This is a genomic window from Alteromonas sp. 76-1 (assembly GCF_900654235.1).
Classification (GTDB): domain Bacteria; phylum Pseudomonadota; class Gammaproteobacteria; order Enterobacterales; family Alteromonadaceae; genus Alteromonas; species Alteromonas naphthalenivorans.
In genome coordinates, this window is the sequence record NZ_LR136958.1 from 2,347,581 (window position 1) to 2,362,096 (window position 14,516).

Genomic DNA, 14,516 nt, shown 5'->3' on the forward strand with positions numbered 1-14,516 from the left:
GTTAGTCGACATCGACTTGTCGCATTAAGCCTTCTTGCGTTGCAGAGGCTACCAGCTCACCTTGTTGAGTGAAAATCTGACCTCTCACCAAACCTCTTGCTCCACCACTAAACGGACTTTCCATTACATATAATAACCATTCATTCATATTAACGGGGCGGTGAAACCACATCGCATGATCGATAGTCGCAATACGTAGCGATTTGTCGGTGACTGAAATTCCGTGTGGCTGTAGTGACGTGCTTAAAAAGTGGTAATCAGAAGCATACGCTAGTGCCGCTTGTTGCAGTGTAATCTCAGGAGCAAGCTCATTCCTTGCTTTCATCCAAATATAGCGTTTAGCCGGTTGGCGATTAGACTGATAGGAATTCGCCGCACCAATAGTACGGATATCTACCGGGCGATGATAACTTAATGCTTCTCGCATAGGACGGGCAATTTTGTCGAAGTTCTTTTCATAAAATTCGATATCAGACTGCACTTCTTCCGGTGGTGGCACGTCAGGCATATCCGCTTGCTGGTGATGCATTCCTTTTTCTGGCACTTGGAACGATGCTGTCATGTAAAAGATGTTTCGACCATCTTGAATTGCTTTTACTCTTCGAGCAGAAAAGCTACGACCATCTCGCACTACTTCTACATCGTAGACCACAGGTTTCTTTGCATCGCCGGGAAGCAAAAAGTAAGTATGGAACGAATGGGCAACACGGTCTTTGTCTACCGTTTCATAAGCGGCAGCTAACGCCTGCCCCAAAACTTGACCACCAAATAATGCGCGAAAGCCTAAATCCCAACTTTGACCGCGATACAAACCCGCTTCAACAGTTTCTAATTCAAATAACGAAGATAATTTAACCTCAGGCATGCTTTTCTTTCTCTTGTTGCTCAGCGTTCGGGTTTCTTGGGTAGTATTTTTCAGGTAAATACGCCCTATGCTCAAAAAATCGTGTGTCTTTATAGGGTAACTTCATAAAGCCTGAAATGCCTAGCCCTTTTATTGACGGCACATGTTCAACTAACTTGGCTAATAATTCAGAAAACCTATCTTGCTCGTGATGATTGAGCAATGTGTAATAACTATGAATCTTTAAATGGGTACTTAAGGCTTCAAAGATAATACAGCCAGTGTGATGAATCGTATTCAGCTCTTTAATAATTGTAATAATAGGCTCAGGTAATTTCAAAAGCTCATCTGGATCGTCGCCATCCTCAAAGTAAGAATGGGTTCTAGATTCATCTTGTGCCACCGATGCGCGGGACAAATCAAACGGTATTACGCATTTAGATGTTGGTACAAACGCATCGTTCTCGGTTTCTCGTTCGATATGCAGCGTGTTTTTAGCGTTAAACATGCAGCATTTAAATACCCCAGGCTTATGAATAGCGCGTGCAAGGTTAATCACGTTGTTAACCGCAAGTTCGAAAGCTGCTTTTAATGCAGCGTCGTGTAAATTTAAACTGGAGTCTACATAAACGCCGTTTGGCTCCCAGCGAATTGCCATACCACCAACAACGGGATACCTGCCAAGACGACTAATTGCCGAAACAAAGGCTTTTTCGGTATCGCCCATGCCTTGCAAAAAGTTTTTGTAATATCGATCGAACTGGGCATCATCGATATACCGCAATGACGCATCTTCTAATACCGATTGCTGGCGCAGATAAGATTTACGAGAGCTGTAAACAACGGTTTCAATGTCATCTTGCGATGGCGTAACCCACGTAGGAATACTCGGTACATACTGCAAAACGGTGTCTTTAGAAAACACCATGTGTTTTAGCACGTGCAAATTATTGAAGAAGTAATCTCCTCCTTGCTGCCTTTTCTTTGGGTCGTCACTGAGCATGTATTCTAATATGCTTGCTAGCATTTTTGGCAAGCCTAACGATGAAGGGCGAATAACCTGATGGCCATACCGACATGATTGCCCCGATGCTAAAGCATATAGCGTGCTTGCCATACCTTGCTCATCGAAGCGTGGTGATGATAACGCCCCATTTAACTGCTCTTCCCCAATAAAATAAACATCACCTAATCGGGCGTTTGTTTGGTGAAGCTCGCTAGACATCAAATCCATCACATTGTTACTGGTGTACTGACCATTTTCGTCTACTTGTGCAAACACAGATGAACCCCAATCGATAAGCCCAATGCTCTCTGTAGATTCATCCCATACCAAGTTAGAAGGTTTAATATCGCCATGAACGATAGGTTTGGCATTGCCATTTTGCGTATGCTGCCGAAAACACTGCAACAAATCACCAAGCTGTACCGCTATTTTCACTATGATCCTTGGCGGCAGTGGCCCACGAGCCAAACTTACTTTTTCAAGATCGTCGCCAGGGGCACGGCCCATCACCAAAATAGATTGTTTACCTATTTGCTGATATTCAACCAATGCAGGCACATAAGGATGAGAAACTTGAGATAGCATAAAGGCTTCTTCCTCAAGCCGTTCTTGTACATGCTGAGGAAGATTTATTCGAGAAAATTTAAAGACGTGTTCTTGTGCGTTTGGGTTTTGATTAGCATGTGAGTCCGAACTCGAGTTCAAGCCTAGATTTTGATTGGGCGCGGTACCTGCAAATGCAAAACCAAACGCCCCTTTTCCCAATAGGGAGATATTGCGATAACCTAAACTAGCTAACTGGTCGATGCACAGTGTTACCCAATCCTTGAGCTTTTTAGCATCAGCATGCGAGAGCAAATAAATAGACTGCTCATCGGGTATATAAAAATGCGTTAACCCTTTTACCTGAGACATGCCAATTGCCTACCTCTTTTTAATGTTTACGCTTATGTGTTTTAACTCGTTTTCGGTATTCGTTTATAAGTACAAGCTAAAGGGATTACTCTTCAGTAGTTAGCCATGTCAATGTGTACGCAGCGTTACTTCCTAATAACGGCGTGATCTCATCAAGGGCTTCACGCATACTGACATCAAGTTGCCATGGTGGATTGATGACACATAAGCCAGAACCGTACATGCCAGCATCGGCGGTATTTTCTTCAACGGTAAGTTCAATAATGAAACAAGGCTTACCTAGTGCTGATAACGACTGACACATTTGCTGGCTAGCCCCACTTTTAGCCCCAGCTCTCTGTGATAGTAACGGATACCACACTACCATTTGCGCTTGCTGCCAACGTGCTAATACTTTCTTCACCGCACTGACTACATCTTGGTATTCAGAAAGCTTCTCGTAAGGCGGATCTATTAATACCGCGCCACGATTAGGTGATGGTGGAGTCAGTGCAATTAAGCCTTCATACCCATCCCTGTGATGAATATGACTTTGGCTATCGCCAATTTGCCACATGGCATCATCAAGTTTTTCGTGTTCAGCTGGATGTAACTCCATAAGATGCAACACATCGATATCACGTTTTAGTTTGGCGCTAATAGCCGGTGAACCCGGGTAACATCTATCACTTAAAAACCCGTTACATAGCGACAAATAGGATTGCAACAAAGGCGAATTTGCCGATAGGTTTGCCACTTTATCTACACCAGACTCATACTCTTTATTTTTGGATGCTAAAGCATCATCGAGCTGATAAAGCCCAGCACCACTATGTGTATCATAGAGGGTGAAAGGCTTATTTTTTTTCTTTAGATGGCTTATTACGCCCATCCAACAAAGATGTTTGATAACGTCGGCGTGGTTGCCGGCATGAAATGCATGTTGATAGCTAAGCACGATATACCATGAGTTGACGCGCAAACTGCGCAGGAAATTGTAGTTTAGCAGTCAATAATAACGCTTGGCCTAACATCCACACAAGCCCGACAACCCAGTTCCTTGCAATTAACCGCGATATAAATAAGCTTCCCATCAATAAGCGCTCTGTAATTAGATTCAAAGCACTTATATCAAGGCACCTGTATCAAAGCACTTTGATACAGGTGTTCACATTTACATATTTATCTATCACTAGGCTATGGGCCTACCGCCCACATTAAAAATACCTATCGCTATTTCAAGTGCATTAGCATGGTTTCTGGTTCTTCGATGAAGCTAGACCAGAGATTATTGAAGCGGACCATAGTGGCACCATCAATGATGCGGTGGTCGCCAGACCAATTCACCATCATGATACTGTGCGCTTCAACGCTACCGTCAGCGGCAAAGCGAGGAAGGGTTTGCGTTTTGCCCAGCGCGACAATAGCCGCTTCTGGCTTATTAATAACCGGTGTAGCTGTAGTGCCACCAATAGCGCCAATATTTGAAATGCTGATAGTGCCACCTTTAAGTGCATCACCGCTTAATTTACCTTCTCGAGCTTGTTCGATAGTGGTATGCATTTGCTGGGCAATATTAAACAAAGACAGGTGTTCTACGCCTTTAACATTAGGCACTAAAAGACCCATTTTAGCGTCAACAGCAAAGCCGATATTATGGTGATTAAAATAAGTAAGTTCAGTGCCATCTTCGTTTAATTGGCTGTTAATAATGGGAAATTCTTTTAACGCCAACGACAATGCTTTTACAAAAAATGGCATAAAGCTAAGCTTTATTCCTTTTGCTTCAAACATAGGTTTTAGCGACTGTCTTAAAGCAATTAGCTTATCCATTCTAATTTCATCGCTCACCGTAAAGTGAGGAATGGTATTGACCGACGCCACCATTTGTTTTGCCATAGCGGCTCGAATGCCTCGTACTTTTTCGGTATAGCTTGATTCGCTCGCTGTATGATTCACTTCGTCGCGCAATATATTACTAGTCTCGCTCATGGCATTTGACATAGTGAAGCTTTCACCGGGGCTTTCATCAGTGTTTGCGCTTTCGCTGGTGGCGCTAACATGGCTGACATCATGTTTTAAAATACGGCCTTTTTTGCCACTACCCGCAACGGCAAGTAAATCAATCTCGTGTTCTCTGGCAATTCGACGCACTGCAGGGCTTGCCAGAACTTTTCCAGGTATCGCGATAGGAGGCTCAAAATCCCCATCTTGCCATTTATCATTAATGGCTGTGTTCCCTTGATCACTGGAATTAATTTTTGCAGGTGCTGCGCGATGGTTTGTATTTTCGTTTACTTTTTCTTCATTGCCTGCTTGCTTATCTGTAGCAACAGCCGTTGGGTCTTCGGCGCTATTTTGATGACTTTCACTAGCGCTTTCATCAGTATCAAGGGCAAATAGCGGGCTATGCACTTCTGCAATATCGCCTTGTTTATAATAAAGCTTATGTACCGTGCCTGAATGCTTGGCAGGAATTTCTACCACAGCCTTATCTGTCATTACTTCAACCACACTTTGGTCTTCAGCAATAACATCCCCTTCTTTCACATTCCACTTGACGATTTCGCACTCAACAATACCTTCGCCAATATCAGGTAAAATAAAATCAATATTCATATTATTGGCTCCCTTTTAATAATGTAACGAGCGCTTGATAGCTTCGTAGGTTTTAGTTTCATCAGGCATATATTCGGTTTCATGAGCAAGTGGATAAGGTGTATCTAAACCACAAACACGAGTAATAGGCGCTTCTAGATACAAAAAGCATTTTTCTTGGATAGTGGCGGCAATTTCACTGGCGAAGCCGCCAGTGAGCGGCGCTTCATGATTAATAAGAAGTCGACCGGTTTTCATCACAGAATTGATTACCGCTTCGGCGTCCCACGGTAAAATTGAGCGCAAATCGATAATTTCACAAGACACGCCATCATCTAGCGCCATTTCAGCGGCTTTTTGCAAAATCTCAATTTGTGCACCCCACCCCAATAAGGTGATATCTGTACCCTCTTGTACCAAATCGGCTTTTCCGAGAGGCAGTTCATAATCATCTTCAGGTACATCGGCAATAGACGCGCGATATAAACGTTTCGGCTCAAGAAACAGCACCGGGTTTTTATCGCGAATAGATGCTAGAAGCAGGCCTTTAGCTTGGTAAGGGTCTCGTGGAATAACCACTTTTAAACCTGCGCAGTGTGCGAAAAATGCCTCTGGCGATTGGCTGTGATAATGACCACCCGATATACCGCCACCATATGGCGTGCGTATGGTAAGGCCGCCAACATCAAACTGTCCGCCTGAACGATAACGCCATTTGGCCGTTTCATTTACGATTTGATCGAACGCGGGGAAAATGTAATCACCGAACTGAATTTCAGCAACAGGGAAAGCGCCTTGTGATGCAAGCCCGTTTGCGAATCCAATAATGCCCTGCTCGGTAAGCGGCGTGTTAAAACACCTGCCTTTACCAAACTTCTCTTGCAGATGACTGGTAGCTCTAAATACCCCACCAAAATGTCCCACGTCTTCACCAAACACCATGACCTTCTCTTCGGCAGTCATGGCAGTAATTAGCGCGTTATTAATTGCCTGTAGTAAGTTCATTTTAGCCATTAGCGAACACTCCCAGACGTTTTAGGATATTTTTTAGGGTACTGTTTAATATGAGCTTTTAGCGAAGTAAGCTGATCTTGTAAATGCCAGGGTACACTGTCATAAACATCTTCAACTATTTCCTCTATGCCGCAAATAGGAATGGTTTCACTGACTTTCAGCGCCGCGAGTACGTCTTGACGCGCTTTATCTACCTTGGCTTTATTTTGCTTTTCATCAAACCAACCTTTATGGGTAAGCCAATTCGCCATTCGTGCAATTGGATCTTTTGCCCGCCATTTATCTTCCTCATCTCTAGAACGATAACCAGTAGGATCGTCAGACGTAGAATGCGCAGCAAGTCGGTAAGTCATGGCTTCTATTAATACCGGGCACATTTCTGCTAACGCTATACGGCGTGCTTCCTGCGTCGCGGCGAATACCGCTATAGGGTCATTACCATCAACCCGAATCGTTTTCACCCCATAGCCAATTCCGCGTGATGCAATACCATCACCTGCAAATTGTTCTTCTGACGGCGTTGAAATGGCATACCCATTATTACGACAGAAAAAGATTACCGGGCAATTGAGTACCGCAGCCATATTTATGCCTGCATGGAAATCCCCTTCTGAGGCTGCGCCTTCGCCAAAGTAACAAATAGTGATGGCCTCATTTCCTGCCATTTTTTGCCCATAAGCATAACCTGATGCTTGTGGTATTTGGGTTCCTAATGGTGATGATATAGTCATAAAATTCAGCGCTTTATCACCATAATGGATAGGCATCTGCCTTCCTTTATTGGGGTCGGCTTTATTACTGAACATTTGATTCATGAATTGATCAGTTGTATAGCCTCTAAAAGCAAGTGCACCCTGTTCACGGTATTGACTCATGATCATGTCATGGGGAGATAAAGCAGCTGCACTGGCAACGGCAGCGGCTTCTTCACCAGTACTTGCTAAATAAAAGCTAATTCGACCTTGGCGCTGCGCCGCCACCATTCGCTCATCGAGAATTCTGATGTATTCCATGGTGTCGTGAATTTTTAACGCCAACGTTTGGTCAAGCTCTGGAAGTTGAGCAGATTCATGCTCACTTCCATCTGGTTTGAGCAATTGCAGCATGGGAATATCAATTAACCCATTGCCGATAACTTCAACCCTGTTTGTTGTTTTAATTTTTCCGAGATGATTTCTATCTTCCACAATAATCTCCCTGCAATTTGAAGGATTCGAAAGCGAGATTGCTATGTTAACTATGCTAGTAGAAGTATGTTGGTGGCGTTGTGCTATTTCAGCAGTGCTTTATTAACTAAATATGATGAAAATTCTCAATATCTAATTTTAATAGAACTAATATCCTAATAATTACCGAGAGTGTTAATTTTATGATAACAGAAGGATAACCCGATGCATTTATTTGTAAAAATAGGGTGAGAGTATCTTAGGTTGAGGATAGGTGTACGATACCGAATTGACTGTTGTGCAGCCAAAATCGACACCCTTTTTTTAACTAAGATCAACTTAAAAATTATGACTAAATGTAACAACATGTGTAATTCATATTAATGTTTAATATTCATTACAAAGTGAAAAAAATTGTGCTAGAAATATTATTGTCATTGTTATGACAATAAAAATTGGATCAACAAAGCCAATAAAAATAAGAAATTTCATCCATCCAGGGAAAATCCCAAAAACAGGCCGACGGAGGTTACCTGTGAATAATAAAGTGACGTTAGCTGTATCAGCTGCACTAATGTCGATGTCCATGCATTCTGCTGCAGAGCTATCATCTGCAACCGAATCGTTTTCTGTAACTGCAGATCAACTCAAAGCAGTTAAAGCGACATCGATAAACAAGTACAAGAACACTAAATCAGTTTCCACACCAAAAACACTCTACACCGCTGAGAAAGGACTCGAAAATAAAGATTACATTTACTTTGTACATCTTTCTGATGACGCAGTAGCGAGCTACGATGGTGGTGTTGAAGGTTTAGAAGCGACTAACCCCCAACTAAAAAAACAAGTTTCAGTCACACGATCTAACTCGTCTGCTAGCAAACGCTTAGACGCTTCTCTTCCAGAAGTAAAAGCATATGCCTCTTACCTTGAGAAGAAACAAGCAGAAATTATTACTATAGCAGAGTCTGCTGTAGGTTCTTTAGAAACTGTAGCAGAATATAAATATGCACTTAACGCAATTGCGGTAAAAGTATCGCCAGCTGAGGCAGAAGCCATAGCGCGTTTGCCTGGTGTTAAAAACGTTGAACGCGATGAAGTGTATCAACTTGATACTGACACTGGCCCTATCTTAATTGGCGCTCCTGCAGTATGGGACGGCACAGCCAATGAAAGCGGCGTAGGTCGTCAAGGTGAAGGCGTAGTTGTTGCGGTACTAGATACTGGTATCAACAGTGATCACCCTTCTTTCGCTGACGTAGGTGGTGATGGTTACGATCACACTAACCCACTTGGCGCCGATGTTTACTTAGGTGAATGTGCGGTTGAAGCTGAAGTTCGTTGTAACGATAAGCTAATTGGTATTTATAGCTATCCGTCTATCTCTGACGTATACGCAGATGCCGATATCTTCCCTCAGAACGGCACTATACGTTTTGGTGAAGATTACAACGGACACGGTTCACATACTGCGAGTACTGCAGCAGGTAACGTGCTTGTCGATGTCGGTGAAGTTACGGCTGAATTTGACGTAAATGCGAGTGATGGTGTTGCAACTGGTTTTACCTTTGGTCAAATTTCAGGTGTCGCTCCTCACTCAAACATTATTTCTTATCAAGTATGTCAACCTGGTAACACTGGTGATACCTATGCAGGTTGTACTGGCGCGGCTATGGCTGCAGCGGTAGACGATGCGGTTGAATCAGGTATTGTTGATGTAATCAACTTCTCTATTTCAGGTGGTGGCTACCCTTGGAGTGGTTCGCTTAACGCAGCATGGTTAAATGCACGTAACGCGGGCATTTTTATTGCTCAATCTGCGGGTAATAGCGGCCCTGATCCAGAAACAACTGAGAAACACGCACCGTGGATTACCGTTGTTGCTGCTTCTACGCACGGTCGAAGTGTAGAGTATGATAAAGAAATCTCTTTCACTGGTGGTGCAACTGAGTTAGGTGCTATCGCTGGTAAGAGTAACTCTGGCGCGATATCTGGTTCAATCGTTTATGCAGGTGATTACACCAATGCAAACGATCCTGATGGCGATCCAGCACAATGTTTAGAGCCTTTCCCTGAAGATACTTTCGCGGGTGAAATTGTTGTTTGTGACCGTGGTGCTATTGCTCGTGTAGCTAAAGCATCTAACGTTGCAAGTGGTGGCGCTGCAGGTTTCGTTCTAGCAAACCTTGCAGATGGTGCAACATCAGTTAATAACGATGCGTATATTATCCCAGGTATCCATGTTGATGCGACGAATGGTGATATGCTGCGTTCATGGTTAGCAGAAGGTGAAGGCCATACCGCTTCAATTACTGCCTCTGAAGGCATTTTAACAGTGGACGACGACGCGGCTGATATTATGGCTGAGTTCTCTTCACGTGGTCCTAATACATCAATTAGCACACTAACACCGTCGGTAACTGCGCCGGGCGTTAGCATTTATGCTGCTTACTCTGATGAACAGTACGGTCAAGATTCTACAGGTTCTGCTCCTGCTGATTACGCCTACCTTCAAGGTACGTCTATGTCAGGTCCTCATGTTGCGGGTGCTGCTGCACTTGTACGTCATGAGAAACCATCGTGGACACCAGATCAAGTACGTTCTGCTCTTATGATGACGGCTACCACCGATGTTCTTAAAGAAGATGGTGTTACCGCAGCAGATTGGTTTGATATGGGCGCAGGTCGCATTGAAGTAGACCTAGCAGTTCAATCTGGCTTAGTTATGGATGAAACAGACGCAAATTATGCTTCTGCTGATCCAGCACTAGGTGGTGAGCCTCGTACACTTAACCTACCTTCTGTTACTGACGACAACTGTGTAGGTTCGTGCACATGGACTCGTACCGTAACAGCAACTAAAGACGGCTCTTGGTCTGTAGACGGTATAGGAATTTCTGATGGTATAGAAATTACCGTTACACCTGCTACCTTCGACCTTACTGCTGGACAATCTCAAGAGTTAACGATTGAGATTGATGCATTCCGCGCAGAAAGTGACGTTTGGTCATTTGGTCAAATCAACTTAGTTTCTGGTTCATCGCCAGACTTACACCTTCCTGTTTCAATTGTTGCATCTAACGGTAATTTACCTGATGAAATAGACTTTGAAGCACATCGTAATCAAGACTCGTACTTGCTTGAAGATGTAATGGCAGTTGAGATTACTGATCTTCAGGTTACGTCTTACGGCCTAACCAAGGCAACCAAAGTTGAAGGTATGGTTGCGCAAGATTCAGACAACAGCGATTATCTAGATGATTTAGAAGATGGTTTGCATATTACTCAAATTGAAGTACCTGAAGGTACACTTCGTTTAGTAGCTGCTACCATGGATACTACGTCGCCAGATCTAGATTTGCGTATATTGTTCGACTCAAATGCCGATGGTATACCTCAAGAAGATGAAGAAGTTGCTGTTGCCGCAACTGCTGCAACTGAAGAGTATGTAAGCGTTGAAATGCCAGAAGCAGGTAGCTACTGGGTAATTGTACAGAACTGGGCTGCATCATCTGATGAAGAAGGTTTTGAAGATAGCTTCGTATTAGCGCATGCCATGGTTGATAACCAGCCAGGTGAAGGGTTAACTATTGACGCTCCTTCAGCTATTCCTCAGTTAACTGAATTCGATGTACGCTTTACATGGGATTTAACTGACGCGGTTGAAGGTGATATCTACGTTGGTGCTGTTTCAATAGGTACTGATGCTGATAACGTTGATAACCTTGGCGTTATTCCTGTTGATATCGTTCGTGCTGAAGATGATGTTTATGTAACTGCAGAATCTGAAGAACGTGTTCTACCAGGTGAAGAAGCAACTTTCTATGTAAACGTACTTCCAAACTTTACTACGGAAGACCGTGACTATGAAATTTCACTAACGCTACCAGATAACGTTACGCTAGTTGAAGGTTCATTGTCTCATGATGGTGTTGCTACTGAAAATACGCTTTCTTGGTCTATTACCCAAGAGTCGCTAATTGGTGCTACTCCTTCTTACGCAATTACTACTAATGCTACTGATACGTTCTGTGCTAATCCTGACTTTGGTCAAGGCGGTGGATACATCGACCTAGCCGGTTTTGGTATTGGTATAGATGATACATTGGATGGGGACACAGTAGATGGAACTTATACACTTCCTGCTTACTTCCTAGGCACATTGTATAGTGCAGTTACAGTTACTGATGATGGTTTTGTAACATTAGGTACTGCTATCTCGTCACCTTGGGTTAACCAAGACCTTCCAGATGTTGCAGATCCAAATGGTGTTATTGCTCCGCTATGGCGCGACCAAGAATTTGACGTTGCTAATGGCACAGGTGTTTCTGTCGCTACTGCTGGTGCTGCGTATACCATCATTGAATGGGATAACATGAGATTCTGGGGTCTTAGCGAAGATTTCGCTGATATTGCAGATTACCAAATTGTTTTCTTCAATGAGCCAACTGAAGGTCAGCCAAACATCGTATTCTCATACGATAACGTGACACACGACCTTGGTAGTATCTTGCCTGTGACCATTGGTTACGAAGATATTGATGGCGCTACGGGTCAAGCTCCTTACTACACGCCTTACAGCCAAGACTTCTTTGATGCTAACTTTGATGCTGAAATTACATCTGGTACGCAAATCTGTATGTATCTTGATGACGTTGATAGCAGCCCTACTCAATTAGCTTACACCGTTATGGTAAATGCTGATGACGCTGGTGGTGCTATTCAAATGATGGCCATGTCTGAAGTGACTAACATCCCTGGTGCAGCATCTGCAGTATCTGAAACTTACGAAGGTTTACAAGTTGAAGGTCCTCCAGTTGTAACTATCAACGGCATGACAGTGGCAACACTAGAAGTTGTTGAATTAATGGAGTTGAACTTACCTGGCCTAGTAGAAGAGCCTAATGGCGACGCTGTCGACATTACTTGGAAGCAAGTTGAAGGACCAGCAGCTATCATTGCAGGTGCGGGCATAGAAGAAGCTATCCTAGTTGCTCCAGAAGTAACGGAAGATACGTTAATTGTGCTTGAGCTTACTGCTACTGATAGTAACGGTAATACTTCAATGGCAACCGCTAATGTAACGATAAAAGATAACTTACCACCTGTTATCAACATCACGGCTCCGTTTACTGTTGAAGAAGGTGAGTCAATCACTGTTTCTGCTACAGCAACAGATCCAGAAGGTGATGACGTTACATTTACCATCAATGACATCCCAGGCTCAAGTCTAACGACTACAGCGCCTAATACGAATAGCACTATTGCTGTTACGTTTGAAGTGGTTGCATTTGATGGCTTAAATACAACAACAGAAACAGTAACCGTAAGCGTTACTGATAAGAGCGGTGGTTCAATGGGTTGGTTAACATTGCTACTTGTTCCAGTTGTGTATTTACGTAGACGTAAAATGAAATAAGCGATATCGCCTAGATATTACTTAAACGTAAAAGGCCGCTGTTAAGCGGCCTTTTTTATATCTGAAGAATTGTTGAGTATTGCTAGCTATTGTTAAACCTACCTAACGTTATATCTAGTCAACTACGCTTTTATTATTCTTCATCTGATAATCTCGACAACGTACTATCTAAACGTTTGTTCGGTTGAACCCCCATTTCTCTGAACTTCTCTACTTGCCGGACTAAATTTCCACGCCCACTTGAGAGCTTATTCATTGCTGCATCATAACTGCCATGGGCGGTATCTAGTGCTTTACCAATCTTTTCAATATCAGAGACAAAGCCTACAAATTTATCGTATAGCTTTCCTGCTTGTTCTGCGATGAGTTGCGCGTTTTGGTTCTGGTACTCGTATTGCCAAATATTATTGATGGTACGCAGTGCCACAAGCAAATTCGTGGGGCTAACTAACATAATATTATGATTGAGGGCGAGTGAAACAAGATCAGGCTCTTCTTCAATGGCCAATAGAAACGCTGGCTCGATAGGTATGAACAGTAAAACATAATCTAGCGTGCGCAGCCCTTTTAGCGACTGATATTCCTTGGCGCCTAGCCCTTTAATATGGCCTTTGATTGAAGCGACGTGTGCACTGAGATACTGTTTGCGGCTAGCGTCATCGTCGCAATTAAAATATTGCTCGTACGCCGCTAAGCTTACCTTGGAATCGATAATCACGTCTTTGTCATTCGGTAAATGCACCACAACATCGGGTTGCAATCGCCTACCCTGTTCAGATTGTGCCGACACTTGGGTTTCAAATTCATGGCCTTCGCGAAGACCAGATTCTTTGAGTATGCGCTCTAAAATAACCTCGCCCCAATTCCCCTGCTTTTTATTGTCGCCTTTAAGGGCATTGGTTAACGCTGATGCTTCTTCGGTTATGCGCTGATTCAACGCCTTTAAACTTAAAATTTCCGTTTTTAGTGATGCCCGCTCTTGTCCTTCACGAATATGTTGTTCTGAAATTTGTTGTTTAAAGCCATCTAATTGGGATTTGAAGGGTGCTAGTACCGCTTCAATATTATGCTTACTTTGGGTTTGATAGGTTGCGCTTTTCTCATCAAAAATTTTATTCGCTAAGTTTTCAAACTGGGTTTGTAAGCGTTGTTCTGACGAATGCATTAAGGCAAGCTTTTCTTCATGATTCTGCATAAGCGCATCAAGCCTAGCCTTTTGCGCTTCGTATTGCGCCTGCAACTTACTGTACTCTTTTTGCAGCACGCCTGATGTTTCACTAAGTTGATGTTTCTCAATTAGAACCTGCTCATACTGACGTGATTTTTCAACCAGCATGCCCACACGCTCTTGGGTTTCATTGTAAGCCTGCTGCTGCGCAAGTAACGCATCATTTTTTTCGGCAATGTTTTTGTGAGCCTGGTTCAGTGTTCTACGGGTCGCTATTAGCAAAATAAGAAAAGTTAACGCCAGTAATAATAAGCCAGCATTCAAATATTGGGGGGGAAAATCAGATAAGGAATACATAAACACACACGCACTGTTAATTTATACAGCACTATAAACAAAAACAGGTG

The 14,516-nt window shown here is 43.2% G+C and carries 8 protein-coding genes; 1 reads left to right on the plus strand and 7 read right to left on the minus strand.

Going from position 1 to position 14,516, the window contains the following annotated elements:
- Nucleotide 1 precedes the first annotated feature (1 nt).
- From tesB to ALT761_RS10140, 6 genes are all read right to left on the minus strand, one after another.
- The gene (tesB, locus tag ALT761_RS10115) at nt 2-865 is read right to left on the minus strand and encodes an acyl-CoA thioesterase II (protein WP_129738461.1); all 864 of its coding nucleotides are present in this window, start codon (nt 863-865) and stop codon (nt 2-4) included.
- Entirely contained in the window at nt 858-2,765 is a 1,908-nt protein-coding gene (locus tag ALT761_RS10120) for a protein kinase domain-containing protein (protein WP_129738463.1), read from the minus strand. The genes tesB and ALT761_RS10120 overlap by 8 nt, the downstream gene beginning before the upstream one ends.
- Before the next feature lie 85 nt (nt 2,766-2,850).
- Nucleotides 2,851-3,702: a 23S rRNA (adenine(2030)-N(6))-methyltransferase RlmJ gene (locus ALT761_RS10125; protein ID WP_129738465.1), complete on the minus strand. Its 852-nt coding sequence runs from the start codon at nt 3,700-3,702 to the stop codon at nt 2,851-2,853.
- A 275-nt stretch (nt 3,703-3,977) separates the two neighbouring features.
- Nucleotides 3,978-5,363 (minus strand): 2-oxo acid dehydrogenase subunit E2, encoded by a 1,386-nt coding sequence (locus ALT761_RS10130; protein ID WP_129738467.1) that lies wholly within the window; start codon nt 5,361-5,363, stop codon nt 3,978-3,980.
- 15 nt (nt 5,364-5,378) lie between these two features.
- Nucleotides 5,379-6,356 carry an alpha-ketoacid dehydrogenase subunit beta gene (locus ALT761_RS10135; RefSeq protein ID WP_129738469.1) on the minus strand — a complete coding sequence of 326 codons (978 nt, stop codon included), beginning with the start codon at nt 6,354-6,356 and terminating at the stop codon, nt 5,379-5,381.
- Nucleotides 6,356-7,543 (minus strand): thiamine pyrophosphate-dependent dehydrogenase E1 component subunit alpha, encoded by a 1,188-nt coding sequence (locus tag ALT761_RS10140; protein ID WP_129738471.1) that lies wholly within the window; start codon nt 7,541-7,543, stop codon nt 6,356-6,358. The genes ALT761_RS10135 and ALT761_RS10140 overlap by 1 nt, the downstream gene beginning before the upstream one ends.
- Nucleotides 7,544-8,057: 514 nt before the next feature.
- On the opposite strand from ALT761_RS10140, the gene ALT761_RS20885 reads away from it, so the two are divergent.
- A complete protein-coding gene (locus ALT761_RS20885) occupies nt 8,058-12,941 on the plus strand; it encodes a S8 family serine peptidase (protein WP_129738473.1) in 4,884 nt (1,627 codons plus the stop codon).
- Nucleotides 12,942-13,074: 133 nt separating this feature from the next.
- Here ALT761_RS20885 and rmuC read toward each other — a convergent pair whose 3' ends face one another.
- Nucleotides 13,075-14,466: a DNA recombination protein RmuC gene (rmuC, locus tag ALT761_RS10150; RefSeq protein ID WP_129738475.1), complete on the minus strand. Its 1,392-nt coding sequence runs from the start codon at nt 14,464-14,466 to the stop codon at nt 13,075-13,077.
- Nucleotides 14,467-14,516 lie beyond the last annotated feature (50 nt).